Here is a 26125-nt window from a genome sequence, read left to right as displayed (position 1 = left end):
AGCAGGCCAAATGTCCCTTCGACGTCTTTCGGTCACCGCGGTGCGCAATCTGCACCCGGTGACCCTCTCCCCCTCTCCTCGCATCAACATCCTCTACGGCGCCAATGGCAGCGGCAAGACCAGTGTGCTCGAGGCCGTGCACCTTTTGGGGCTGGCACGCTCATTTCGTAGTACCCGATTGAACCCTGTCATCCAGTACGAACAGCCGACCTGTACTGTGTTCGGCCAGGTTGAAATCACCGATGGTGCGACGAGCAATCTTGGCGTTTCGCGCGAGCGACAAGGGGACTTCACTATTCGCATCGACGGCCAGAATGCGCGCAGTGCAGCACAACTGGCTGAAATGCTGCCGCTGCAGTTGATCAACCCGGACAGCTTCCGCCTGCTCGAAGGTGCTCCCAAGGTGCGCCGTCAGTTCCTGGATTGGGGAGTGTTCCACGTGGAACCTCGATTCATGGCGACCTGGCAGCGCTTGCAGAAGGCCCTGCGGCAGCGGAACTCATGGCTGCGACATGGTACACTTGACGCTGCTTCGCAAGCCGCCTGGGACCGAGAACTGTGTCTCGCCAGCGCGGAAATAGATGAATACCGTCGCAACTATATCAAGGCCTTGAAGCCTGTCTTCGAGCGGACCCTGAGCGAACTGGTCGAGCTGGACGGATTGACCCTTAGCTACTATCGGGGCTGGGACAAGGATCGGGACCTCAGTGAAGTCCTCGCAACCTCTCTCCTTCGCGATCAGCAGATGGGCCATACCCAGGCCGGTCCGCAGCGTGCTGACCTACGCCTGAGATTGGGCGCCAATAACGCGGCCGATATCCTGTCTCGTGGTCAGCAAAAGCTGGTCGTTTGTGCCCTGCGGATTGCCCAAGGGCACCTCGTCAGCCAGGTTCGTCGCGGTCAGTGTATTTATCTGGTGGATGACTTGCCGTCCGAATTGGACGATCAGCATCGCCGCGCGCTGTGTCGCTTGCTTGAAGAATTACACTGCCAGGTTTTTATCACCTGTGTAGATCACGAATTACTGAGGGAAGGCTGGCAGACGGATACGCCAGTTGCTTTGTTCCACGTGGAACAAGGCCGTATCACCCAGACCCACGACCATCGGGAGTGAAGGCATGAGCGAAAATCAAACGTACGACTCCTCCAGCATCAAGGTGCTGAAAGGGCTGGATGCCGTGCGCAAGCGTCCCGGCATGTACATTGGCGACACCGATGATGGTAGCGGCCTGCACCACATGGTCTTCGAAGTGGTCGACAACTCGATCGACGAAGCGCTCGCCGGTCATTGCGATGACATTACGGTCATCATCCATCCGGACGAGTCCATCAGTGTTCGCGACAACGGTCGTGGCATTCCCGTCGACGTGCATAAAGAGGAGGGCGTTTCCGCCGCCGAGGTCATCATGACCGTACTGCACGCCGGTGGTAAGTTCGATGACAACTCCTACAAGGTTTCCGGCGGTCTGCACGGTGTAGGTGTCTCGGTGGTGAACGCCCTCTCCGAGAAGCTGGTCCTGACCGTTCGCCGTAGCGGAAAGATCTGGGAACAGACGTACGTTCACGGTGTGCCACAAGCTCCGATGGCAGTGGTCGGTGAAAGCGAAACCACCGGTACTCACATCCACTTCAAACCTTCGGCCGAGACCTTCAAGAATATTCACTTCAGCTGGGACATCCTGGCCAAGCGAATTCGTGAGCTGTCGTTCCTCAACTCGGGCGTCGGTATCCTGCTGAAGGACGAGCGCTCCGGCAAGGAAGAGTTCTTCAAATACGAAGGTGGCCTGCGCGCTTTCGTTGAATACCTGAACACCAACAAGACCCCGGTGAACTCCCAGGTCTTCCATTTCAACGTCCAACGTGACGATGGCGTGGGTGTCGAAGTTGCCTTGCAATGGAACGACAGCTTCAACGAAAACCTGCTGTGCTTCACCAACAACATTCCGCAGCGCGACGGCGGTACTCACTTGGTGGGCTTCCGTTCCTCGCTGACCCGCAGCCTGAACAGCTACATCGAGCAGGAAGGCCTGGCCAAGAAGAACAAGGTCGCGACCACAGGTGACGATGCCCGTGAAGGCCTGACCGCGATCATCTCGGTGAAGGTGCCGGATCCGAAGTTCAGCTCGCAGACCAAGGACAAGCTGGTTTCCTCGGAGGTGAAGACCGCCGTGGAGCAGGAGATGAACAAGTACTTCGCCGACTTCCTGTTGGAAAACCCCAACGAAGCCAAGGCGGTCGTTGGCAAGATGATTGACGCGGCGCGTGCCCGTGAAGCAGCGCGCAAGGCGCGGGAAATGACCCGCCGCAAAGGTGCGCTGGATATCGCTGGTCTGCCGGGCAAGCTTGCCGACTGCCAGGAAAAGGACCCTGCCCTGTCCGAACTGTACCTGGTGGAGGGTGACTCCGCAGGTGGTTCGGCCAAGCAAGGTCGTAACCGCCGCACCCAGGCAATCCTGCCGTTGAAGGGCAAGATCCTCAACGTCGAGAAGGCCCGCTTCGACAAGATGATCTCGTCTCAGGAAGTTGGCACGCTGATTACCGCCTTGGGCTGCGGCATTGGCCGTGAAGAGTACAACATCGACAAGCTGCGCTATCACAACATCATCATCATGACCGATGCTGACGTTGACGGTTCGCACATCCGTACCCTGCTGTTGACCTTCTTCTTCCGTCAGTTGCCGGAGCTGGTCGAGCGCGGTTACATCTACATTGCCCAGCCACCGCTGTACAAGGTGAAGAAAGGCAAGCAGGAGCAGTACATCAAGGACGACGAGGCCATGGAAGAATACATGACCCAGTCGGCCCTGGAAGATGCCAGCCTGCACCTGGACGAATCGGCGCCAGCCGTTTCGGGTGTTCAACTCGAGGCACTGGTCAATGAGTTCCGCGGAGTGATGAAGACGCTCAAGCGTCTGTCGCGCCTGTACCCGGAAGAGCTGACCGAGCACTTCATCTACCTGCCGGAAGTCACTCAGGCGCAGTTGGCCGATCACGCGACCATGCAAGCCTGGTTGGGCAAATTCCAGGAGCGCCTGAACAACAGCCAGAAGTCCGGTCTGACCTACCAGGCCAGCCTGCGCGAAGACAAGGAACGCAACATCTGGCTGCCGGAAGTCGAAGTTACCTCCCACGGTCTGGCCAGCTACGTGACCTTCAACCGCGAGTTCTTCGGCAGCAACGACTATCGTTCGGTAGTCGTGCTGGGCGCCAGGTTGGCGACTTTGCTTGGCGAGGGTGCCTATGTTCAGCGTGGTGAGCGTCGCAAGGCAGTCACCGAGTTCAAAGAGGCCCTCGATTGGCTGATGAACGAAACCACCAAGCGCCACACCATCCAGCGATACAAAGGGCTGGGTGAGATGAACCCGGATCAGCTGTGGGAAACCACCATGGACCCGACCGTGCGCCGCATGCTCAAGGTCACCATCGAGGATGCGATCGCAGCCGACCAGCTGTTCAACACCTTGATGGGTGACGCGGTGGAACCTCGTCGTGACTTCATCGAAAGCAACGCGTTGTCGGTGTCCAATCTGGACTTCTGATTACGCGCTTCAGCTACGAAAAAGCCAAGGCCTGTCGCCTTGGCTTTTTTCGTTTTCAGAGGTGCGAAACACAAATGTTCCACGTGAAACACTGTTAAAACGGCGTCAGGCTTCAAGGTCCTTGAGCCTTCGGTACAAGGTGCGTTCACTCATCCCCAGCTGTTTGGCCAGCTCGCGGCGCGACCCCTGAAAGCTGTCCAGCGCTTGTGCTAGCGTCCTCAATTCATGCAACTCGCGTGACTGATGTCTTGCCGGTGAATCAGCCCCAGTGTCTTCGAGCAGATGCTCACTGCGAATCAAACCATCATCGGTGAACAACCAGGCCCGCTCCAGCATGTTACGCAGCTCACGAATATTTCCCGGAAACGGATGCAGGTTGAGGCGCTCGAGTGCTTCATGGCTGATTCGAGGTGCGCCGTTGCCCGCGATGCGCTGCAACAGACTCTCAATCAGCAGCGGCAAGTCTTCGACACGCTCACGCAGTGCCGGCAGACGAATCGGAAATCCGCTGATGCGGTAATACAGGTCTTCACGGAAGGCGCCCTGCGCGACCATTGCCTTGAGCGGCTTGTGTGTCGCCGACACCAGGCGGAAATCCGAGTGTACGGTGCGCAGGCTGCCCACCGGGCGAAAACTACCGGTCTCGATCAAGCGCAGCAGTTTGACCTGCATGGCCAGCGGCACTTCACCGATCTCGTCCAGGAACAGGGTGCCGCCATGCGCCGCCTCGGCCAGACCGACCTTGCGTTGGGTCGCGCCGGTGAACGCGCCCTTCTCGTAACCAAACAGCTCACTCTCGAACAGCGACTCGGTGAGACCGGTGCAATCGACGACCACCAGCGGGCCGTTGGCGCGTGGGCTACCCAGGTGCAGAGCGCGGGCGAACAGCTCCTTGCCCGTTCCTGACTCACCTTGGAGCAGCACCGGAATTTGAGCCGGAGCAGCCCGTCGAAGGCTGGCGAGTGCTGACTTGAACGCCGGAGACTGCCCGACCAGCCCTTGCTGCTGAGGTTGTGCGGAGGCCAGGGTGATGCTGGTCAGCCGTTCGACGAATGCCACCACCCTGCCCTGCTCGTCGAGGATCGGGCGCAGTTCGACGTCCACATGCTCCGGTCCGCGCGGGGTGTGATGAATGTGCAGCACCCGCTCCGGAACCTTGCTGTCCCATGCCTTGCGCAGCGGACAATGCTCCCCCGCCTGATCGCAGGGCACGGCGTAATGGTGCGAAACCCTGTGGCACTTCTCCCCCAGGGGGGCGCGATCCTGTGTGGCGAACTGGCGTCGATACGCCGCGTTGGCGGCAAGAATGTTGTAGTCGGTATCGAGCACGATGGCGGGCAGCGCATCGTGTTCGAGGTAGGACACCAGCGCGAGGATGGCAGGATGGTTTGCAGCGGAAAGCTCGGACATGGGGGCACCGGCAAAAACTACCCGGCGAGGTTAACAAGGACTGCCAATCACTGCCAGCAGCTGTCAGATGACTGCCAATCTTCCTGGCAGTCTTTAACTATTGTGTTGGTACAACGCCCGCAAATGCGGGACTTATCCGCCAGAAATGGCCTGGCATGCATCTTGATAAAGCGTATGTTCCTGCCGATGCCTCTGTTCAAGCTGCGGCAGCGTTATGGAGACTGTGATGATCATTGGCAACAACCTTCATGTGGAAGCCCTGTTCGACCCGGCGACTTCGACCATCAGCTACCTGCTCATGGACCGTGAAACACGGCACTGCGCATTGATCGACAGCGTGCTGGATTACGATCCGAAGTCAGGCCGTACCAGCCACGCATCTGCCGACAGGTTGATCTCACAGGTCGAGGCGTTGGGCGCCAAGGTGCAGTGGATTCTTGAAACCCACGTGCATGCGGACCACCTTTCGGCAGCGGCCTACCTCAAGCAACGGCTGGGCGGCCAGATTGCCATTGGCGCCCACATCACCCAGGTACAGAAAACCTTCGGTTCGCTGTTCAACGCCGAGCCTGGTTTTGCCCGCGACGGTAGCCAGTTCGACGTGTTGTTCGAGGATGAGGAAGGGTTTCGCATCGGCAACCTGCATGCCCGAGCCCTGCACACGCCCGGGCACACCCCCGCGTGCATGAGCTACATGATCGAGGATGCGGGCGAGACTGCCGTGTTTGTCGGCGACACGCTGTTCATGCCTGACTACGGCACTGCCCGTTGCGATTTTCCCGGCGCCAGCGCCCGCACACTGTATCGCTCGATCCGTCGCTTGCTGGCCTTCCCTGACCAGACCCATTTGTTCATGTGCCATGACTACCTCCCCGGTGGCCGCGAACTGCGTTACGTGACCACGGTTGCAGAGCAGCGCGCCAGCAACATCCACATTCACCAGGGCATCAGTGAAGACAGCTTTGTCGAGATGCGCGAAGCCCGAGACAAGACCCTTGACATGCCGGTGCTGATCCTGCCGTCGGTGCAGGTCAACATGCGCAGCGGCCAGTTGCCTGAGCCGGAAGACAACGGCGTGCGCTACCTGAAGATCCCGCTGAACCTGTTCTGAGCCATTCGGCTCTCTGTGACCAATATTCAAAGGAAATACCATGTCTGCCTTGCTGTCCCCTGCCGTTGCGCCCGGTACCGAACACCACAAGGTGTTGATCGTGGGCGCCGGAGCCGCCGGTATCGCAACGGCGTCGAGCCTGATCAAACGCGATCCGTCGCTGGACATCGTCCTGATCGATCCATCAGAGGTTCATTACTACCAGCCTGGCTGGACCATGGTGGGGGCCGGTGTGTTCGCTGCGTCGTCCACCGCTCGAACCACGGCGGCAACCCTGCCACGGGGTGTGCAGTGGATAAAGGCACGCGTGGTGGGCTTCGATCCACAGGCGCAAACGGTCATGCTGGAGGATGGGCGAGCCGTCAGTTACGAACAGTTGGTGGTCTGCCCTGGCCTCAAACTCGACTGGGCGGCCATCGACGGCCTGGAGGAGACCCTTGGGCGCAACGGTGTGACCTCCAACTACCGCTACGACCTGGCCCCCTACACCTGGGAGCTGGTGCAGACGCTCAAGCAGGGCCGCGCACTGTTCAGCCAACCGCCGATGCCGATCAAGTGTGCCGGTGCCCCACAGAAGGCCTTGTACCTGTCCTGTGATCACTGGCTGCGCGCGGGCCGGCTGGGCGCCATCAAGCCCGCGTTCTTCAACGCCGGGGCTGTGCTGTTCGGTGTTGCCGACTACGTGCCGGCACTGATGAGCTACATCGACAAGTACGGTGTCGACCTCAACTACAGCCAGCGCCTGGTGGCGGTCGATGGCCCGAATCAACTGGCGACCTTCGTGCGAACCCTCGCCGACGGCAGCAGCGAAACGTGTACCGAAGCGTTCGACATGCTGCACGTGGTGCCGCCTCAGGTCGCCCCGGATTTCATCCGGCAAAGCCCATTGGCTGATGCTTCCGGATGGGTGGATGTCGATCCGCACAGCTTGCGTCACCGCCAGTTCGCCAACATTCATGCCCTGGGTGACGTGATCAACACCAGCAATGCCAAGACCGCAGCGGCCGCACGCAAGCAGGCACCGGTGGTGGCCAATAATGTGCTGGTGGCGCTTGGGCGCTTGCCGACACCGGTTGCCTACGACGGCTATGGCTCCTGCCCGTTGACCGTGGAACGCGGCAAGATCGTGCTGGCCGAGTTCACCTATGGCGGCAAGCTGGCACCGAGTTTTCCACGTTGGTTGCTCGATGGACGCAAGCCTACACGCTTGGCCTGGCTGCTCAAGGCACGGGTGCTGCCGCCGCTTTACTGGCAGGCGATGCTCAAGGGCCGGGAATGGTTGGCCCGGCCTCAGCCGTTAGCCGCTGAGACGTCGAAGTGATCGAGCATCAGTTTCTCGGCGCCGGGTTGGGCGCGATCATTGGTGCTGTGCTGGCACTGACCGGTGCAGGAGGCGGGATTCTCGCGGTGCCGCTTCTGGTCTTCGGCCTGGGGCTGTCGATGGTCGAGGCGGCGCCGATCGGTTTGCTGGCGGTCGGCCTGGCGGCTGCCGTGGGCGCCGGGTTGGGCCTGCGGCAAGGGCTGGTGCGTTATCGCGCAGCGTTGTTCATTGCGGCAATCGGTATCGTCTGTGCGCCTTTCGGCCTGATGCTGGCGCACCGTTTACCGAATACACCGCTGGCGTTGGTCTTCGCCTGCGTGCTGGTGTATGCCTGCCTGCGCATCTGGCGCAAGGCGGCGCGTGAGCTGCGCGGCGAATCGCCATGCGGTGAGCGACAAATCATGCCTTGCGTGCTCAACCCCTTGCAGGGGCGCCTGCGCTGGACCCTCCCCTGTGCCCGCGCCCTGGCGTTCACCGGCATGTTGTCCGGGCTGTTGTCCGGCCTACTGGGCGTCGGTGGCGGATTCGTCATCATCCCGGCCTTGAACCGCTATACCAATCTGGACATGAAAAGCATCGTTGCCACTTCGCTGGCGGTGATCGCGTTGGTGTCCACCGGCAGTGTGGTGAGTGCGAGCCTGGGCGGGGTGATGCACTGGCAGGTTGGTGCGCCGTTCGCCTTCGGCGCGGTGCTCGGGTTGCTGGCAACTCGCCCGCTGGCCGGCAAGTTGGCAGGGCCGCGTCTGCAGCAACTGTTCGTGGTGGTGGGGATCGGGGCCGCGCTCTCGCTGGCGGTCAAGGCGCTACTCGGCTAGCAACTCGTGCTGCTGTTCGGCACAGAGCTTGAGCAGGTAGTCCCAGACCACCCGCAGGCGTACCGACTTGTGCAGCTCGCGACGTGTGCAGATCCAGTAGCTGCGCTGGATGGTCTCGCTGGGCAGCACGCGCACCAGGCCTGGGTCGTGGCGACCCATGTAGTTGGGCAACACGGCGATGCCCAGGCCGGCGCGCGCGGCCTGCTGCTGGGCGATCACGCTGGTGCTGCGGAATATCACGTTTGGCGCGCGGCAGAAGCTGTTGAGGAACAACAGCTCCTGGCTGAAGATCAGGTCGTCCACGTAACCGATCCAATTGTGCCGGGCCAGGTCGTCACGGTTGCGCAGCGGCGGTGCTCGGTCGAGATAGTCCTGGCTGGCGTAGAGGGCCAGGCGGTAGTCGGTGAGCTTGCGGGTGATCAGCAGGTCGGCATTGGGGCGTTCCAGGTGAATGCTGATTTCGGCTTCGCGGTTGAGAATGCTGACGAAGCGCGGCACCGCCACCAGTTCGACTTCAAGCCCCGGATAGCGCTCGAACAGGGCCCCCAGGCGCGGGGTGAAGAACATGATGCCGATGCCTTCGGTAACGCCCAGGCGTATCTTGCCCAGCGGCGTGATGGCCTGGGTGATTTCCTCCTGCGCCAGCAGGGCGACGTTTTCCATGGCCTCGGCGTGCTTGAGCAGTGCCTGGCCCGAGGGTGTGAGCTCGTACCCTTGGGCATGCTGGACGAACAGCGCGGTGCCCAGGCTTTTCTCGATATTCTCGATATGGCGGGCAACGGTGCTGTGGGTGGTATTGAGGCGCTTGGCCGCTGTGAGCAGGCGGCCGCTGCGCTGCAACTCGAGGAAAAACCGCAGATCGTTCCAGTCGAACATGCTGATCCTTTCGGTTGTTCTGGCGGCCTGTTCGCGGGCAAGCCCGTTCCCACAGGCGGCGGATAAAGACTTATCGTTGTGAAAAAACGCACAACGGCTGCGCAAAATCTCGTGTTTCCACCGCGAAATTAATCAATAAGATGGGTAGGGACAAGAATAATAATCAGGCGCGAGGTTGCACATGCCATCTGCCGATTCTGTCTTCGACTACGTGGTCGTAGGGGCCGGTCCCGCCGGATGCCTGCTGGCCAATCGATTGTCTGCAGACCCTGCCTGCCGCGTCCTGCTGCTCGAGGCAGGCGGACGCGACAACTACCCGTGGATTCACGTCCCCGTCGGTTACCTCTACTGCATTGGCAATCCCCGCACCGACTGGTGCTTCAAGACCGAAGCCCAGCCTGGGCTGGACGGTCGCAGCCTCGGCTATCCGCGAGGGAAGGTGCTGGGCGGTTGTTCCTCCATCAACGGCATGATCTACATGCGTGGCCAGGCTGCGGACTATGACCGCTGGGCCGAGCAAGGCAACGACGGCTGGAGCTGGAACGATGTACTGCCGTTGTTTAAGGCCAGTGAAAGCCACTTCGCTGGCGCCAGCGAGAGCCATGGTGCCGACGGCGAATGGCGGGTCGAGCAGCAGCGCTACAGCTGGCCGATCCTCGACGCCTTCCGCGATGCCGCCGAACAGAGCGGTATCGGCAAGGTCGGTGACTTCAATACCGGCGACAACCAAGGCTGTGGATACTTTCAGGTCAACCAGCGCAGTGGTGTGCGCTGGAATGCCTCGAAGGCTTTCTTGCGGCCCGTCCAGTCTCGCCCGAACCTCACTGTGCTCACCGATGTTCAGGTTGACCAGGTCGTGCTCGACCACGCCCGCGCCACTGCTGTGAAGGCGCGCTGGCAAGGGGCCTGGCATGAGTTTCGTGCCCGGCGCGAGATCGTCCTGTGCGCAGGCTCCGTCGGTTCGCCTGGCATCCTGCAGCGTTCGGGCATCGGCCCACGCAAGCTGCTCGAAGACCTGGGGATAACGGTGCGTCACGAATTACCAGGCGTGGGCGGAAACTTGCAGGACCACCTGCAATTGCGCCTGATTTACCAGATCCAGAACACCCGCACGCTCAACCAGATGGCCAACAGTCTGTGGGGCAAGCTGGGCATGGGCCTGCGCTATCTCTACGACCGCAGCGGGCCGCTGGCCATGGCGCCGAGCCAGTTGGGCGCATTCGTGCGCTCGAGCCCGGAGCAGGCCACCGCCAACCTGCAGTATCACGTGCAGCCGTTGTCGCTCGAGCGTTTCGGCGAGCCGTTGCACCGCTTCCCTGCCTTCACGGCTTCGGTGTGCAACCTGCGCCCAGCCAGCCGCGGGCGTATCGACATCCGCTCGGCAGACATGAATGCAGCGCCGCTGATAGACCCCAACTACCTCAGCGACCCACAGGACCTGCAGGTCGCCGCCGATGCGATTCGCATCACCCGACGCATCGTCCAGGCCCCTGCCCTGGCCGCGTTCGAACCCAAGGAATACCTGCCGGGTCCTTCGCTGCAGACCGAGCAACAACTGCACGAGGCCGCCGGCAAGATCGGCACCACCATCTTCCATCCGGTCGGCACCTGCCGCATGGGCAATGGGCCGCTGGACGTTGTGGATAACCAGCTGCGCGTCCATGGCATACCTGGCCTGCGCATCGCCGATGCCTCGATCATGCCGCAGATCGTCTCCGGCAATACCTGTTCACCCACATTGATGATCGCCGAGAAGGCGGCACAACTGATTCTCAAGGGGGCCCCAAGCCACAGCAACCTCAGCGACACCAGCGCGATACCGACGCCCTGACCGGGTGCGTGCAACACCGGCAGCTTGCGGTCGATGGCTGCCGACAGTGGAACAAGAAAAATAATCACTGTGGCCTGCGGGCCGAGGACAGCAACGATGTCGGATTACATTCAAGAGCAGGGCGCGGCAGCCACCAGCGGCAGCCGGCGTGAGGAACGCAAGATCATTTTCGCGTCATCCCTCGGGACGGTGTTCGAGTGGTATGACTTCTTTCTCTATGGCGCGCTGGCGGCGGTGATCAGCAAGCAGTTCTTTGCCGGGGTCAACGACACCACCGCTTTCATCTTTGCCTTGATGGCCTTTGCCGCAGGCTTCCTCGTGCGGCCTTTCGGTGCCTTGGTATTCGGGCGCCTGGGCGACATGATCGGGCGCAAGTACACCTTCCTGGTGACCATCGTGCTGATGGGCCTGTCGACCTTCGCGGTCGGCCTGTTGCCTACCTACGCCAGCATCGGCATCGCCGCACCGATCATCCTGGTGATCCTGCGCATGCTCCAGGGCCTGGCCCTGGGCGGCGAATACGGCGGTGCGGCCACTTACGTGGCCGAGCATGCCCCGCCTGGCAAGCGCGGGTTCCACACCGGCTTCATCCAGTCCACTGCCACCCTCGGCTTGCTGCTGTCACTGATTGTTGTGCTGGGCAGCCGTTACATCAGTGGCGACCAGTTCGAGACCTGGGGCTGGCGCCTGCCGTTCCTGCTGTCGATCGTGCTGCTGGGTATCTCCACCTGGATTCGCATGAGCATGCACGAGTCGCCAGCCTTCGTGAAAATGAAGGCCCAGGGCAAGATCAGCAAGTCGCCGATCCGCGAGTCGTTCACCTCCTGGCCCAACCTCAAGGTGGTGCTCACCGCCCTGTTCAGCATCAACGCCGGCCAGGCCGTGACCTTCTACACCGCGCAGTTCTACGTGCTGTTCTTCATGACCCAGATGCTCAAGATGGACCCGGCCCAGGCCAATACCCTGCTGATCATCAGCGTGGTGATCGGTGCGCCGTTCTTCGTGTTCTTTGGTTGGCTGTCGGATCGTGTGGGACGCAAACCTATCCTGATGATCGGCCTGCTGCTGGCGACCGTGTGCTACTTCCCGATGTTCAAGGCGCTCAGCCACTACGCCAATCCGCAGATCGACGCCGCCAGCCGGCAGTCGCCGATCGTGGTCAGTGCCGACCCGCAAGGCTGCACCTTCCAGTTCGACCCGGTGGGCAAGGCACGCTTCGACAGCCCCTGCGACAAGGTCAAGACGTTCCTGGTCAAGCAGGGCCTGCCCTACAGCTCGGTTGCCGCAACGGGCAGCGATGTTTCGGTGAGCATTGGCGACAAGACCATCAACGGCTTCGATGAAGTCGCGATGCGTACGGCTATCGAGCAGGCGGGCTATCCAGCCAAGGCCGACCCTGCCCATGTGAACCAGGTGATGGTGGTGGTGCTGATCGTGGCGATGATCCTGATCGCGACCATGACCTACGGACCACTGGCAGCGGTAATGGTCGAGCTGTTCCCCACGCGCATCCGCTACACCTCGATGTCGCTGCCCTATCACATCGGCAACGGCTGGTTCGGTGGCTTCCTGCCGACGGTGTCGTTCGCGCTGGTGGTGTACACCGGAGATATCTTCTATGGGCTGTGGTACCCGGTATTGATCACCGGCATCAGCCTGGTGGTGGGGATCTTCTGCCTTAAAGAGACCAAGGATGTGGACATCGACAAGGTGTAGCAGCGGGTTGACCCGCGACGCAGACACCTCCGTTGCCCAGGCATGAAAAAACCGGCGTAAAAGCCGGTTTTTTTATGCCTCGAAAAAACTTATGCACGATTTTCGAAAAAACGTCATACAGAGAAATAAATAGCTAATTCAATAGCTTATCTACGATCCGAAAGCATTAATCCAAAAATTGCTAACACCTTATCCACAGATCGTCAGGCGATTGGCTCGGTGACGTTTTCTTCTGCTGGTGGCAAAGATCCCATGGCCCGCTGCGTCGCTTCGTTCCACGCCTGAGCGCGATCGTTGAGTTCGGCGATGGCACGTGGCCCGGTGCCGTTGGCATACATCGGCTCGCCAATCACCACCTCGATGGTGCCCGAACGCTTGCCCCAGCCCGCTTTTGGCCAGAACTTGCCAGCGTTGTGGGCGATCGGCAGCACCGGCAGGCCGGCGTTCACCGCCAGGGCGGTACCGCCGCGGGAGAACTTGCCGACCTGACCATAGGGCACGCGGGTACCCTCGGGGAAAATCAGCACCCAGACGCCCTGCTTGAGCAGTTCGTCGCCCTTGCTCGCCACGTGGCGCAGGGCTTCCTTGGGGTTGTTGCGGTCGATGGCAATCGGCCGCAGCATCGCCATTGCCCAGCCGAAGAACGGCACGTACAACAGCTCACGCTTGAGCACCTGGCTCAGTGGCGAGAAGTACGCCGAGAGGAAGAAAGTCTCCCAGGTGCTCTGGTGGTTGGACAGGATCACGCAGGGCTCTTTGGGCACGTTCTCGGCGCCGGTGATCTTGTAGTCAATGCCCAGGATGGTGCGGCTCAGGAACACCGCGCAGCGGCACCAGTACACGTTGATGAATTTGTAGCGCTTGGGAAATGGCAGGAAAGGCGCGACAAAGAAGCTCAGTGAGCACCACAGCAGCGAACTGGTGCCCAACAGCAGGTAAAAAAGAAAGATTCTGATCGCCTGCAGGATCGACATAGTGGCATGTACCGTTGCGGGGCGCGCCCGCCTGAGGAAGTGCGCCAAACAGGCGCACTCTTTAAATAAGTTCTCTGGCGATGGCTGCCAGATCGTCGAAAATCAAGGTTTTTTCAGGGATGCCCTTTTTCAGGGTCTTCTCCCCCTTGCCGGTTTTCACCAGCACGGGTTGTGCTCCGACGGCCAGGGCGGCCTCCAGGTCACCTGTGCTGTCGCCGACGAACCATACACCGCGCAGGTCGACTTGGTAATACTCGGCGATTGCCCGCAGCATACCGGGCTTGGGCTTGCGGCACTCGCAGCCTTCGTCCGGGCCATGCGGGCAATAGACGATATGCCCGACCTCGCCACCCTGCTCGGCGACCAGCTCGCGCAGACGCGCGTGCATGGCTTCGAGCGTGGACAGCGGGTAGTAGCCGCGGGCAATGCCGGACTGGTTGGTGGCCACGGCCACCGTCCAGCCCGCCTTGCTCAACTGCGCAATGGCCCCGATCGAGCCGGGAATGGGGATCCACTCTTCCAGCGACTTGATGTAGGCGTCGGAGTCGTGATTGATCACTCCGTCTCGATCGAGAATCAGCAGTTTCAAGACTTACCCCAGCAGCGAGATGTCGGCCACGCCCAGGAACAGACCGCGCAGGCGGCTGAGCAGGGCATAACGGTTGGCGCGTACCTTGGCGTCTTCGGCGTTCACCATGACTGCCTCGAAGAAAGCGTCGACCGGATCGCGCAGGGCTGCCAGGCGTGCCAGCGATTCGCTGTACTGGCGTGCGGCAGCCATTGGCTGCACGGCCTGGTCGGCCTGCTGGATCGCCGAGTACAGGGAGAACTCGTTGGCATTGTCGAAGTACTTCGGCTCGACCTGGTCGGCGATGGCGCCTTCGGCCTTGCTCAGCAGGTTCGAAACACGCTTGTTCACCGCCGCCAGGGCCTCGGCTTCCGGCAGCTTGCGGAAGGCCTGCACGGCCTGCACGCGCTGATCGAAGTCCAGGGCCGAAGCCGGCTTCAGGGCACGTACCGACAGGTAGGTGGCCACGTCGACGCCTTCGTCTTCATAGCGTGCACGCAGGCGATCGAAGATGAACTCCAGCACCTGGTCAGCCAGGCCTGCAGCCTTGACCTTGGCGCCGTACTGCTTGACCGCGAACTCGACCGCAGCGGTCAGGTCCAGGTCCAGCTGCTTCTCGATCAGGATGCGCAACACGCCGAGAGCGGCGCGGCGCAGTGCGTACGGGTCCTTGCTACCGGTCGGCAGCATGCCGATGCCGAAGATGCCGACCAGGGTGTCGAGCTTGTCGGCGATGGCCACGGCGGCGCCGGTGAGGGTTTCCGGCAACTCAGCGCCAGCACCGCGCGGCATGTACTGCTCGTTCAGTGCCAGTGCGACATCTTGTGGCTCGCCATCGTTGACGGCGTAGTAGTAGCCAGCGATGCCCTGCATTTCAGGGAATTCGCCGACCATTTCGGTGGCCAGGTCGCATTTGGACAACAGGCCGGCGCGGCCGGCGTTGGCTGCACTGCCGCCGATGAACGGGGCAATGTAGGCGGCCAGCCTGGAGACACGCTCGGCCTTGTCGAACACCGTACCCAGTTGGGCCTGGAACACCACGTTCTTCAGGCGTTCGTTGAAGGTTTCCAGAGGCTGCTTCTTGTCTTGCTTGAAGAAGAACTCGGCGTCGGTCAGGCGCGGACGGACGACCTTCTCGTTACCCTCGACGATCTGCTTCGGATCGAGGCTCTCGACGTTGGCCACGGTGATGAAGCGCGGCAGCAACTTGCCTTCGCTGTCGAGCAGGCAGAAGTACTTCTGGTTGTCCTGCATGGTGGTGATCAGGGCTTCCTGCGGCACTTCCAGGAAGCGCTCCTCGAACGAGCACACCAGCGGCACCGGCCATTCGACCAGCGCGGTCACTTCGTCCAGCAGCGCCGGCGGCACGATGGCGCTGCCTTCCTGCTGCAGGGCCAGCTCTGCGGTGCGCTTGGCGATCAGCTCGCGGCGCTCGGCGAAGTCGGCCAGTACATGGGCCTTGCGCAGGTCTTCGACGTAGTTGGCCGGGGCGGTGATCAGCACGTTTTCCGGGTGGTGGAAGCGGTGGCCGCGCGATTCGCGCCCGGCTTTCTGCGAGAGGATGGTGCAGTCGACGACCTGGTCGCCCAGCAACATCACCAGCCACTGGGTGGGGCGCACGAACTCTTCACGGCTCGCGGCCCAGCGCATGCGCTTGGGGATCGGCAGGTCGTTGAGCGAGTCCTCGACGATGGTTGGCAGCAGGCTGATGGTGGCCTTGCCCGGAATGTGCTGTGAGAAGCGCAGCTTGGCGCCGCTCTGGTCGATGTCCGACAGCTCCACGCCACACTTCTTGGCGAAGCCCAGTGCAGCCTGGGTCGGGTTGCCATCGGCGTCGAAGGCAGCCTGGCGGGGCGGGCCGTCGATGTTGATGCTGCGATCAGGCTGTTGCACGTCCAGTTGGCGGATCAGCACGGCCAGGCGACGCGGCGCGGCATAGACCGACTTGCCGGTGTAGTTCAGGCCAGCGGCCTGCAGGCCTTTCTCGATGCCGGCCAGGAATGCATCGCCCAGCGAGGCCAGGGCTTTGGGGGGCAGCTCTTCGGTGCCCAGTTCAACCAGGAAATCTTGCGCACTCATTGTGCAGCCTCCAGCTTGGCCAGTACTTCATCACGCAGTTCGGGGGTGGCCATCGGGAAGCCCAGGCGTGCGCGGGCTTGCAGATAGCTTTGCGCCACGTCGCGGGCCAGGGTGCGCACGCGCAGGATGTAGCGCTGGCGCTCGGTCACCGAGATGGCGCGGCGGGCGTCGAGCAGGTTGAAGGTGTGCGAAGCCTTCAGGACCATTTCGTAGGTCGGCAGCGGCAGGTCCAGCTTGATCAGGCGGTTGGCTTCGCTTTCGTAGAAGTCGAACAGCTCGAACAGTTTCTCGACGTTGGCGTGCTCGAAGTTGTAGGTCGACTGCTCCACTTCGTTCTGGTGGAACACATCGCCATAGGTGACCTTGCCGAACGGGCCGTCGGCCCAGACCAGGTCGTACACCGAATCGACACCCTGGATATACATGGCCAGACGCTCCAGGCCATAGGTGATCTCGCCGGTGACCGGGTAGCACTCGATACCGCCAACCTGCTGGAAGTAGGTGAACTGGGTCACTTCCATCCCGTTCAGCCAGATTTCCCAACCCAGGCCCCAGGCACCCAGGGTCGGCGATTCCCAGTTGTCTTCGACGAAGCGGATGTCGTGGACCAGCGGGTCCAGGCCGATTGCTTTCAGCGAGCCCAGGTACAGCTCCTGGAAGTTGGCCGGGTTCGGCTTGAGCACCACCTGGAACTGGTAGTAGTGCTGCAGGCGGTTGGGGTTTTCGCCATACCGTCCGTCGGCAGGGCGACGGCTAGGCTGCACGTAGGCAGCGTTCCAGGTCTCCGGGCCGACGGCGCGCAGGAAGGTGGCGGTGTGGAAAGTGCCGGCGCCTACTTCCATATCGTAGGGCTGAAGTACCACACAACCTTGCTCGGCCCAGTAGTTCTGCAGGGCGAGGATCAGGTCTTGGAAGGTACGCACGGCTGGCGTAGGCTGGCTCACGAAATTCACCTGTATCTGGGGATGCGGATGTAAAGAGCGGGAGTATAACCCGATTCGCCTCGCCCTCTACGTAATTGGAGCCTTATGCCACGCTGCTTTTGGTGTACCGACGATCCCTTGTATCAGGCCTACCATGACCAGGAATGGGGAACCCCACAGCGCGACCCGGCGTTGCTCTTCGAGATGCTTTTGCTCGAAGGGTTCCAGGCGGGCCTTTCGTGGATCACCGTGCTGAAGAAACGCGAGCGCTATCGCCAGGTGCTGCAAGGCTTCGACCCGGTGCAACTGGCCGAGATGAGCGACGAGCGCATAGAAGAGCTGATGCTCGATCCCGGCATCATCCGCAACCGCCTCAAGCTCAATGCCGTGCGCCGCAACGCGCGCGCCTGGCTGGCGCTGGAAAACCCCGGCGAGTGGCTGTGGTCGTTCGTCGGCGGCGAGCCGAAGATCAACCATTACCAGGGGCGCGCCGACATCCCGGCGATCACCGACGAAGCCAAGGCGATGAGCAAGGCCCTGCAGAAAAAGGGCTTCACCTTTGTCGGTCCGACCATTTGCTACGCCTTCATGCAGGCGACCGGCATGGTCATGGACCACACCACCGATTGCGATCGCTACGCCGCGCTGGTGCGTTGAGGCGTTACAATGCGCGCCTTGCAGAAATAAGGAATTGGCCTGTGGAAAAGTTCAAGGGCGCCCTGATGGTCGGGGTGCTGCGCCTGTTCGCCAAACTGCCCTGGGGCGCGGTGCAGCGCGTCGGTGCCGGTATCGGCTGGCTGATGTGGAAAATCCCCAACGGGTCGCGCAACGTGGTGCGGATCAACCTCGCCAAGTGCTTCCCCGAGATGAACCCTGCCGAGCGTGAGCAGTTGGTGGGGCGTGCGTTGAAGGATATCGGCAAGTCTTTCGTCGAAAGCGCCTGGGCCTGGATCCGCCCGCCTCAGCAGTCGCTGGAGCTGGTCAAGGAAGTGCACGGCCTGGAAGTGCTCGAGCAAGCCCTGGCCACTGGCAAAGGGGTGGTCGGCATCACCAGCCACCTGGGCAACTGGGAGGTGCTCAACCACTTCTATTGCAACCAGTGCAAGCCGATCATCTTCTACCGTCCGCCCAAGCTGAAGGCCGTGGATGACCTGCTGCGCGAGCAGCGCGTGCAGATGGGCAACCGCGTGGCGCCTTCGACCAAGGAAGGCATTCTCAGCGTGATCAAGGAAGTGCGTCGCGGCGGGCAGGTGGGCATTCCTGCCGACCCTGAGCCGGCCGAGTCGGCGGGAGTGTTCGTGCCCTTCCTCGGCACCCAGGCGCTGACCAGCAAGTTCGTGCCCAACATGCTCGCTGGCGGCAAGGCGGTGGGTGTGTTCCTGCATGCCCTGCGTCTGCCGGATGGCTCCGGCTTCAAGGTGTTCCTTGAGGCGGCGCCCGAAGAGATGTACAGCGCGGATGTGGCTGTGGCTGCGGCGGCCATGAGCCGTGTGGTCGAGCGCTATGTGCGCGAGTACCCGAGCCAGTACATGTGGAGCATGAAGCGCTTCAAGAAGCGCCCGGCCGGCGAGCCGCGCTGGTACTGAGTTATCCACACTCTGTAGGAGCGGGCTTGTCCCGCGATCGGGCGCGAAGCGGCCGCAACCTCGGCAACCGAGATTTTCCTGATAGATCTCGGCGTCTGGTTTTACGGCCGCTTCGCGCCCGATCGCGGGACAAGTCGCAGCGGCGAACCGCCGCTCCTACAAGGACCGCGGCGTCTGTCAGGCCTTGTTGAGTTTCTTCAGGAACACGGTCATTTCTTTCTCGGCCTGCTTGTCGCCATGCGTCTGCGCCGCGACGATCCCCTCTTCCCAGGCCCTACGCGCCGCAGCGATGTCGCCTTCGAGCTGATACGCCTTGCCCAGCAGCTTCCACGCCGCCGAGTATTTCGGGTCCTGCTCGACACAGCAGGCCAGGTGCACCGCCGCTTCGGCGCCCTTGCCTTCATCCAGCCAGGCCTTGCCCAGGCCGAACCTCAGCAGCGGGTTATCCACACCCTTGGCCAGCATCTTTTCCAGCGATTCGCGCATGCCTTCTTCCCCTAGAAGAAACTCAAGCCGACGTGGAACAGCTTCTCCACATCGCGAATGTGCTTTTTATCCACAACGAACAGGATCACATGGTCACCTGCCTCGATCACCGTGTCGTCGTGGGCGATCAGCACCCCCTCGTCGCGGATGATCGCGCCGATGGTGGTGCCAGGTGGCAAGGCGATGTCTTCGATGGCCTTGCCGATCACCTTGCTCGATTTCGAATCGCCATGGGCGACTGCCTCGATGGCTTCCGCTGCACCGCGCCGCAGCGAGTGCACGCTGACGATATCGCCACGGCGCACATGGGCCAGCAGCGTGCCGATGGTCGCCAGCTGCGGGCTGATGGCGATGTCGATGTCGCCACCCTGCACCAGGTCGACGTAGGCCGGGTTGTTGATCAGCGTCATCACCTTGCGTGCGCCCAGGCGCTTGGCCAGCAGCGACGACATGATGTTGGCCTCGTCGTCGTTGGTCAGGGCCAGGAAGATATCGGCTTCGGCGATGTTTTCTTCGAGCATCAGGTCTTTGTCCGACGCGCTGCCCTGCAGCACCACGGTGCTTTCGAGGTTGTCCGAAAGATGCCGGCAGCGTGCCGGGCTCATCTCGATGATCTTCACCTGATAGCGGCTTTCGATGGCTTCGGCCAGACGCTCGCCGATCTGCCCGCCGCCGGCGATGACCACCCGCTTGTTGGTCTCGTCGATACGCCGCAGCTCGCCCATCACCGCACGGATATCCTTCTTCGCGGCGATGAAGAACACTTCGTCGTCAGCCTCGATCACTGTGTCGCCATGGGGCTTGATCGGCCGGTCGCGGCGGAAGATCGCGGCCACGCGGGTATCGACATTGGGCATGTGCGCGCGGATCTGGCGCAGTTGCTGACCCACCAGCGGGCCGCCGTAGTAGGCCTTGACCGCCACCAATTGGGCTTTGCCCTCGGCGAAGTCGATCACCTGCAGGGCGCCGGGGTGTTCGATCAGGCGCTTGATGTAGTTGGTCACCACCTGCTCGGGGCTGATCAGCACGTCCACCGGAATGTGGTCGTTGTCGAACAGTTCCTCGCGGCTGAGGTAGGACGACTCGCGCACCCGGGCGATCTTGGTCGGGGTGTGGAACAGCGAATAGGCCACCTGGCAGGCGACCATGTTGGTCTCGTCGCTGTTGGTCACTGCCACCAGCATGTCGGCGTCATCGGCGCCGGCCTGGCGCAGTACCGTGGGCAGCGAGGCGCGGCCCTGCACGGTGCGGATGTCGAGGCGGTCGCCCAGGTCACGCAAGCGCTCGCCATCGGTGTCGACCACCGTGATGTCGTTGGCTTCGCTCGCCAGGTGTTCTGCCAGCGTACCGCCTACCTGGCCTGCGCCGAGGATGATGATCTTCATCCGCTACTCCCTACCTTTCGTTCTTATCCGCGCGAGGCGGCGATCTTGATCAGCTTGGCATAGTAGAAGCCGTCGTGGCCGCCTTCCTGGGCCAGTAGCTGGCGGCCGTGGGGCTGGCGCAGACCGGCCTCGGTTGCCAGGTCGAGCTCACGGGCACCGGGGGTGCGGGCGAGGAAGGCGTCGATCACTTCGGTGTTCTCGGTCGGCAGGCTCGAGCAGGTGGCGTAGAGCAGCATGCCGCCGACCTCGAGTGTCGGCCACAGCGCATCGAGCAGCTCACCCTGCAGTGCGGCCAGGGCCGGGATGTCCTCGGCCTGACGGGTCAGCTTGATGTCTGGGTGGCGGCGGATCACGCCGGTCGCCGAGCATGGGGCGTCGAGCAGGATGCGCTGGAACGGCTTGCCGTCCCACCAACTGGCGGTATCGCGAGCATCACAGGCGATCAGCTCGGCATCGAGCTTCAGCCGGTCGAGATTTTCGCGCACCCGCGCCAGGCGCTTGGCCTCCAGGTCGATGGCGACCATCTGCGCCAGGCCCGGCTCGGCTTCGAGCAGATGGCAGGTCTTGCCGCCAGGGGCGCAGCAGGCATCGAGCACGCGTTGGCCGGGGGCCAGTTCCAGCAGGTCGGCCGACAGTTGTGCGGCTTCGTCCTGCACGCTGATCCAGCCGTCGGCGAAGCCCGGCAGGCCGCGCACGTCGCAGGCCTCGGCCAGCACGATGCCGTCACGGCTGAACGGGCAGGCGCTGGCGCCGATGCCAGCCTCGGCCAGCAGCGCCAGATACGCATCACGGCTGTGATGACGGCGGTTGACCCGCAGGATCATCGGCGGGTGGGCGTTGTTGGCGGCGCAGATGGCTTCCCATTGCTCCGGCCAGAACGCCTTGAGCGACTTCTGCAGCCAGCGCGGGTGGGCGGTGCGGACCACGGGGTCGCGCTCCATGCCGGTGAGCAGTTCCTCGCCCTCGCGTTGGGCGCGGCGCAGCACGGCGTTGAGCAGGCCCTTGGCCCAGGGCTTCTTGAGCTTGTCGGCGCAGCCGACGGTTTCGCCGATGGCGGCGTGTGCCGGAATACGTGTGTAGAACAGCTGGTACAGGCCGACCAGCAGCAGCGCCTGTACATCGTCGTCAGCGGCCTTGAACGGCTTTTGCAGCAGTTGTGCGGCAAGCAGGTCCAGGCGCGGCTGCCAGCGGGCGGTGCCAAAGGCCAGGTCCTGAGTCAGGCCGCGGTCGCGCTCCTCGACCTTGTCCAGTTGCGCGGGCAGCGAGCTGTTGAGCGAGGCCTTGCCGCTGAGCACGGCAGCCAGGGCGCGGGCGGCAGCCAGGCGTGGGTTCATTGGCCGAGCACCTTGCCGCTTGCGAACTTCTCGCGGCGGCTGTTGAACAGGTCGCTGAAGGCCAGGGCCTTGCCACCGGGCAGTTGCAGGCGGGTCAGGCTCAGGGCGCCGTCAGCGCAGGCGACCACCAGGCCGTCCTTGCTGGCACTGAGGATCTCGCCTGGCTCACCATTGCCTGTGGACAAGTTCGCGCCCAGCACCTTCACGGTTTCGCCGTCGAGGGTGCTGTGGCACACCGGCCATGGGTTGAAGGCGCGGATCAGGCGCTCCAGCTCCACGGCCGGGCGGCTCCAGTCCAGACGTGCCTCATCCTTGTTCAGCTTGTGTGCATAGGTGGCCAGGGCGTCGTCCTGCACCTCGCCCTGCAGGCTGCCGTCGGCAAGGCCGGCGATGGCTTGCACCACGGCGCCAGGGCCCAGCTGGGCGAGGCGGTCGTGCAGGCTGCCGCCGGTGTCGTCGTCGCTGATCGGCGTGGTGACCTTGAGCAGCATGGGGCCGGTGTCCAGGCCCGCTTCCATGCGCATCACGGTTACGCCGCTCTCGGCATCACCGGCCTCGACGGCGCGCTGGATCGGCGCCGCGCCGCGCCAGCGTGGCAGCAGGGAGGCGTGGCTGTTGATGCAGCCAAGGCGCGGGATATCCAGCACCGCCTGCGGCAGGATCAGGCCGTAGGCGACCACCACCATCAGGTCCGGTTTCAGTGCGGCGAGTTCAGCCTGCGCGTCGACATTGCGCAGGGTCTGTGGCTGGTACACCGGTATGTCATGGGCCAATGCGAGGGCTTTGACCGCGCTCGGCATGAGCTTCTGGCCCCGGCCGGCGGGACGGTCGGGCTGGGTGTAGACAGCCACGATTTCGTAAGGGCTGTCGAGCAGGGCCTTGAGGTGTTCGGCGGCAAACTCTGGGGTGCCTGCGAAGACGATGCGCATGGAGTTCTCGCTTCAAAAAAGAAAAAGGCTTGCCGGAGCAAGCCTTCTGGAAGGTGGGGATCAGGCTTGCTGGCGGTGCTGCTTTTCCAGCTTCTTCTTGATCCGGTCGCGTTTGAGCTGAGACAGGTAGTCGACGAACAGCTTGCCGTTGAGGTGATCGAACTCGTGCTGCACGCACACCGCCAGCAGGCCCTCGGCCTCGAGCTCGTAGGGCTTGCCGTCGCGATCCTGGGCCTTGACCCGCACGCGCAGCGGGCGGTCGACGTTCTCATAGAAGCCTGGCACCGACAGGCAGCCTTCCTGGTACTGCCCCATGTCGTGGGTCAGCTCTTCGACGCTGGGGTTGATGAACACTCGCGGTTCGCTGCGATCTTCGGAAAGATCCATCACCACGACCTGCTTGTGCACGTTGACCTGGGTCGCGGCCAGGCCGATGCCGGGCGCTTCGTACATGGTTTCAAACATGTCGTCGATCAGCTGCTGCAGGGCGTCGTCGAACTCCGTTACCGGTTTGGCGAGGGTGCGCAGGCGCGGGTCGGGGAATTCGAGGATGTTCAAGATGGCCATAGGGTCAGGCAGTCACTGTGCGTTTGGTTGAAAACTGAGCACACATAATAAAGGGAAATGGAGCGTTCGGCACCTGTGAAGCTTGGCTAGGGTCTCTATGGGCTTGATAGCTGCCGTTTTGATCGACAGCTTTTCAAAGTGTTACTCACAAAGTTATCCACAGGATGTGCCGCTTCATTGGCCTCCTGCCGATCAAGGACGATCCACCATGAACCCATCCCGCTCGTCGCCTTGCACTCCGGCGGAACTGGAGGCGCGGCTGCGTCTGCATCGCCTTCCCGATATTGGCTTGCGTCGTTTCCATACCCTCATCGAAGCATTCGGCAGCGCCTCTTCGGCACTCAGTGCCCCGGCCAGCGCGTGGCGTGCTCTAGGCCTGAAGGCTTCCAGTATAGACGCCCGGCGCAGTGCGCAAGTACGCGATGGTGCATTGGCTGCAATGGCCTGGCTAGAGCGTCCGGGCCAGTGTTTACTGATGTGGGACGGCCCTGGATACCCGGCATTGCTGGCCGAGATAGACGATCCGCCGCCTTTGCTTTTCGTGGCCGGCGACCCTGCCCTGCTCGAACGGCCGCAGTTGGCGATCGTGGGGAGCAGGCGTGCTTCACCCCCGGCGCTGGATACGGCCGGTGCGTTTTCCCGTTGCCTGGCTCACGCCGGGTTCACCATCACCAGCGGCTTGGCATTGGGTATCGACGGCGCCGCTCATCGGGCTGCGTTGAACGCTGGCGGCCACACGATCGGGGTGCTCGGCACAGGGTTGCAAAAACTTTATCCACAGCGCCATCGCGACTTGGCACGGGCCATGATCGACAGCGGCAGCGCGCTGGTTTCGGAGTACCCGCTGGACGCCGGACCACTGGCCGGTAACTTCCCGCGGCGCAACCGGATCATCAGCGGCCTGTCGCTCGGCGTGCTGGTCGTGGAGGCCAGCCTGGCCAGCGGCTCGTTGATCACCGCCCGGCTGGCTGCCGAACAGGGACGGGAGGTGTACGCGATTCCCGGCTCCATTCACCACCCGGGCGCCAAGGGCTGCCATCAACTGATTCGCGATGGTGCGCTGCTGGTGGAGAGTGTCGGGCAGATCCTCGACAGCCTGCGCGGTTGGCAGAACCTGCCTCCTGCGTCTGTGGAGAAACCGGGCCATCCACTGCTGGCGTTGCTGCATGCTGCTCCGCAGACCAGCGAGGGCCTGGCCCACAGCAGCGGGCTGCCATTGGCCCAGGTACTGGCCAGTCTGACCGAGCTCGAACTCGAAGGACGGGTCAGCAGTGAAGCCGGACGTTGGTTTGCCCGTTCCGCCTAAGTACACTGCGCATCAGGCTTAAAGCGGAGAGACAGCAATGGTGAGCAGTTGGCGTGTGCAACAAGCCGCGCGTGAGGTGAAGGCGGGTGCGGTGATCGCCTATCCAACGGAAGCGGTCTGGGGCCTGGGCTGCGACCCGTGGAACGAAGACGCGGTGTACCGCCTGTTGGCGCTCAAGTCACGCCCTGTGGATAAGGGCCTGATCCTGGTCGCCGACAACATCCGCCAGTTCGACTTCCTGTTCGAGGATTTCCCCGAAGACTGGATCGACCGCATGGGCAGCACCTGGCCGGGCCCGAACACCTGGCTGGTGCCGCACCAGGACCTGTTGCCCGAATGGGTGACCGGTCAGCACGATACGGTGGCGCTGCGGGTCAGCGATCATCCGCAGGTGCGTGAGCTGTGCGCGCTGGTCGGGCCGCTGATCTCCACCTCCGCCAACCCGGCCGGGCGGCCGGCGGCCAAGAGCCGGTTGCGGGTCGAGCAGTATTTCCACAACCAGCTGGACCTGGTGCTCGGCGGCGCGCTGGGCGGACGCAGGAATCCGAGTGTGATTCGCGATCTGGTCACGGGCGAAGTAGTGCGGCCGGGTTGATTGTTCGACACTTGTAGGAGCGGGCTTGCCCGCGAAAAGGCCACCGCGGTGCATGGCACCGGCTCTGCCGGTGTTCGCGGGACAAGCCCGCTCCCACAGGGGATTGGGCTGACCTTTAGATTTTGAGCAAGACAGTTGCTCCTCAAGGGAGAGAGGCACCGCTCATCAGGGTTTTCTGATTCTGATCCTCAAGACTGCACATTTCTGACTTAGGGAAATATCCTACGCAGCCTGTCGACCGCCATTACCTTCTCAGTGGGAACGTCTACCTCTAGGCTCCAGACCGTCGCCGAACAACTTGGCGATCGGGTGTGGTAACCCGGTGTTTCTGGGGCAATGCCGCTTATGGCGGCTGTGCGCGGGAGGCTTTTGCCTGCCGGAAATGCCTCCAGTCCGGTTTACCACTCCGCGTACAGCTGCCACCCAACCGTGTGGTAACGAAAGGGTGTCAGCTCCATCACTGGAGCAATTATGAAGAAGCTAGTCCCCGATCCACCCCTCCCCAAAACCACCGCCCACCCCTTCGGCCGCTGCGACGCCGGCCATCCCCCGCTCTTCACCGTCAACCCCGACATCGAACCCCACGACGCCTTGGTCCACGTCGCCCTCTACCTGCGCTGTGCCTACGACACTGGCATCAAAGCCGTTGACCACCTGAGCGACGGCGGTCGGGGCATGTTCTGGTCGAGCCTGCATGCCATCGAGCTGGCAGAGGGCCTGGTCGAAGCGATGCTGGATGGAATCGAGTCTGCGGGTAGCCCCCAAGCCTGATGA

23 protein-coding genes are annotated in these 26125 nt (G+C 62.5%); 12 read left to right on the top strand and 11 right to left on the bottom strand.

Annotated elements, in window-relative coordinates; all coding sequences use genetic code 11:
- Positions 1-10: 10 nt before the first annotated feature.
- Both recF and gyrB read left to right on the top strand, forming a co-directional pair.
- Positions 11-1114 (top strand): DNA replication/repair protein RecF, encoded by a 1104-nt coding sequence (gene recF / locus ACNFHO_RS10315; RefSeq protein ID WP_054893019.1) that lies wholly within the window; start codon positions 11-13, stop codon positions 1112-1114.
- A gap of 4 nt (positions 1115-1118) precedes the next feature.
- Positions 1119-3539: a DNA topoisomerase (ATP-hydrolyzing) subunit B gene (gyrB, locus tag ACNFHO_RS10310; protein ID WP_112897027.1), complete on the top strand. Its 2421-nt coding sequence runs from the start codon at positions 1119-1121 to the stop codon at positions 3537-3539.
- A gap of 105 nt (positions 3540-3644) precedes the next feature.
- On the opposite strand, the gene ACNFHO_RS10305 is transcribed toward gyrB, so the two are convergent.
- Positions 3645-4949 carry a sigma-54 interaction domain-containing protein gene (locus tag ACNFHO_RS10305; protein ID WP_112897028.1) on the bottom strand — a complete coding sequence of 435 codons (1305 nt, stop codon included), beginning with the start codon at positions 4947-4949 and terminating at the stop codon, positions 3645-3647.
- Positions 4950-5175: 226 nt separating this feature from the next.
- On the opposite strand from ACNFHO_RS10305, the gene ACNFHO_RS10300 reads away from it, so the two are divergent.
- From ACNFHO_RS10300 to ACNFHO_RS10290, 3 genes are read left to right on the top strand one after another with little or no spacing between them, the layout of a single operon-like run.
- A complete protein-coding gene (locus ACNFHO_RS10300) occupies positions 5176-6060 on the top strand; it encodes an MBL fold metallo-hydrolase (RefSeq protein ID WP_054893022.1) in 885 nt (294 codons plus the stop codon).
- Positions 6061-6100: 40 nt separating this feature from the next.
- The gene (locus tag ACNFHO_RS10295) at positions 6101-7381 is read left to right on the top strand and encodes an NAD(P)/FAD-dependent oxidoreductase (RefSeq protein WP_416766167.1); all 1281 of its coding nucleotides are present in this window, start codon (positions 6101-6103) and stop codon (positions 7379-7381) included.
- Positions 7378-8196, top strand: a complete 819-nt coding sequence (locus tag ACNFHO_RS10290) for a sulfite exporter TauE/SafE family protein (protein ID WP_112897031.1) — start codon at positions 7378-7380, stop codon at positions 8194-8196. The genes ACNFHO_RS10295 and ACNFHO_RS10290 overlap by 4 nt, the downstream gene beginning before the upstream one ends.
- Here the strand turns inward: ACNFHO_RS10290 and ACNFHO_RS10285 are convergent.
- On the bottom strand, positions 8185-9072 hold the full coding sequence (locus ACNFHO_RS10285) for a LysR family transcriptional regulator (protein WP_112897032.1): 888 nt from the start codon (positions 9070-9072) through the stop codon (positions 8185-8187). The genes ACNFHO_RS10290 and ACNFHO_RS10285 overlap by 12 nt on opposite strands.
- Positions 9073-9253: 181 nt before the next feature.
- On the opposite strand from ACNFHO_RS10285, the gene ACNFHO_RS10280 reads away from it, so the two are divergent.
- Positions 9254-10903, top strand: coding sequence for a GMC family oxidoreductase (locus ACNFHO_RS10280; protein ID WP_416766165.1), 1650 nt, complete (start codon positions 9254-9256; stop codon positions 10901-10903).
- Positions 10904-10999: 96 nt separating this feature from the next.
- Positions 11000-12619 (top strand): MFS transporter, encoded by a 1620-nt coding sequence (locus ACNFHO_RS10275; RefSeq protein WP_063541928.1) that lies wholly within the window; start codon positions 11000-11002, stop codon positions 12617-12619.
- Between the two features lie 203 nt (positions 12620-12822).
- Here ACNFHO_RS10275 and ACNFHO_RS10270 read toward each other — a convergent pair whose 3' ends face one another.
- From ACNFHO_RS10270 to glyQ, 4 genes are all read right to left on the bottom strand, one after another.
- On the bottom strand, positions 12823-13593 hold the full coding sequence (locus ACNFHO_RS10270) for a lysophospholipid acyltransferase family protein (protein WP_063541930.1): 771 nt from the start codon (positions 13591-13593) through the stop codon (positions 12823-12825).
- Between the two features lie 61 nt (positions 13594-13654).
- A complete protein-coding gene (gene gmhB / locus ACNFHO_RS10265) occupies positions 13655-14182 on the bottom strand; it encodes a D-glycero-beta-D-manno-heptose 1,7-bisphosphate 7-phosphatase (RefSeq protein WP_416766162.1) in 528 nt (175 codons plus the stop codon).
- 3 nt (positions 14183-14185) lie between these two features.
- Positions 14186-16240, bottom strand: a complete 2055-nt coding sequence (gene glyS, locus ACNFHO_RS10260) for a glycine--tRNA ligase subunit beta (protein WP_416766160.1) — start codon at positions 16238-16240, stop codon at positions 14186-14188.
- Positions 16237-17184 (bottom strand): glycine--tRNA ligase subunit alpha, encoded by a 948-nt coding sequence (gene glyQ / locus ACNFHO_RS10255; protein ID WP_025337182.1) that lies wholly within the window; start codon positions 17182-17184, stop codon positions 16237-16239. Before glyQ ends, glyS begins: the two co-directional genes overlap by 4 nt.
- A gap of 84 nt (positions 17185-17268) precedes the next feature.
- Between glyQ and ACNFHO_RS10250 the strand changes: the two genes are divergently transcribed.
- On the top strand, positions 17269-17820 hold the full coding sequence (locus tag ACNFHO_RS10250) for a DNA-3-methyladenine glycosylase I (protein ID WP_054893031.1): 552 nt from the start codon (positions 17269-17271) through the stop codon (positions 17818-17820).
- Between the two features lie 41 nt (positions 17821-17861).
- On the top strand, positions 17862-18749 hold the full coding sequence (locus tag ACNFHO_RS10245) for a lysophospholipid acyltransferase (RefSeq protein ID WP_054893032.1): 888 nt from the start codon (positions 17862-17864) through the stop codon (positions 18747-18749).
- A gap of 177 nt (positions 18750-18926) precedes the next feature.
- Here the strand turns inward: ACNFHO_RS10245 and ACNFHO_RS10240 are convergent, their stop codons facing one another.
- The 5 genes from ACNFHO_RS10240 to def are packed head-to-tail and all read right to left on the bottom strand — an operon-like array spanning position 18927 to position 23450.
- Positions 18927-19235 (bottom strand): hypothetical protein, encoded by a 309-nt coding sequence (locus ACNFHO_RS10240; RefSeq protein WP_416766158.1) that lies wholly within the window; start codon positions 19233-19235, stop codon positions 18927-18929.
- 11 nt (positions 19236-19246) lie between these two features.
- Positions 19247-20620: a Trk system potassium transporter TrkA gene (gene trkA, locus ACNFHO_RS10235; protein ID WP_054893034.1), complete on the bottom strand. Its 1374-nt coding sequence runs from the start codon at positions 20618-20620 to the stop codon at positions 19247-19249.
- Between the two features lie 23 nt (positions 20621-20643).
- Entirely contained in the window at positions 20644-21954 is a 1311-nt protein-coding gene (gene rsmB / locus ACNFHO_RS10230; RefSeq protein WP_416766156.1) for a 16S rRNA (cytosine(967)-C(5))-methyltransferase RsmB, read from the bottom strand.
- A complete protein-coding gene (fmt, locus tag ACNFHO_RS10225) occupies positions 21951-22883 on the bottom strand; it encodes a methionyl-tRNA formyltransferase (RefSeq protein ID WP_416766154.1) in 933 nt (310 codons plus the stop codon). Before fmt ends, rsmB begins: the two co-directional genes overlap by 4 nt.
- 60 nt (positions 22884-22943) lie before the next feature.
- Positions 22944-23450: a peptide deformylase gene (gene def, locus ACNFHO_RS10220; RefSeq protein ID WP_054893037.1), complete on the bottom strand. Its 507-nt coding sequence runs from the start codon at positions 23448-23450 to the stop codon at positions 22944-22946.
- 208 nt (positions 23451-23658) lie between these two features.
- On the opposite strand from def, the gene dprA reads away from it, so the two are divergent.
- From dprA to ACNFHO_RS10205, 3 genes are all read left to right on the top strand, one after another.
- Positions 23659-24756: a DNA-processing protein DprA gene (dprA, locus tag ACNFHO_RS10215; RefSeq protein ID WP_112897037.1), complete on the top strand. Its 1098-nt coding sequence runs from the start codon at positions 23659-23661 to the stop codon at positions 24754-24756.
- Between the two features lie 37 nt (positions 24757-24793).
- Positions 24794-25351, top strand: a complete 558-nt coding sequence (locus tag ACNFHO_RS10210; RefSeq protein ID WP_063541944.1) for an L-threonylcarbamoyladenylate synthase — start codon at positions 24794-24796, stop codon at positions 25349-25351.
- A gap of 471 nt (positions 25352-25822) precedes the next feature.
- A complete protein-coding gene (locus ACNFHO_RS10205) occupies positions 25823-26122 on the top strand; it encodes a DUF6124 family protein (protein WP_063541946.1) in 300 nt (99 codons plus the stop codon).
- Positions 26123-26125: the final 3 nt, after the last annotated feature.

Origin of the sequence: Pseudomonas sp. NY15374 (genome assembly GCF_048068255.1) — a bacterium.
GTDB classification, from domain to species: domain Bacteria; phylum Pseudomonadota; class Gammaproteobacteria; order Pseudomonadales; family Pseudomonadaceae; genus Aquipseudomonas; species Aquipseudomonas machongensis.
The sequence above is the reverse complement of the archived record's forward strand: the minus strand, read 5'-3'. Positions and strand labels throughout refer to the sequence as shown.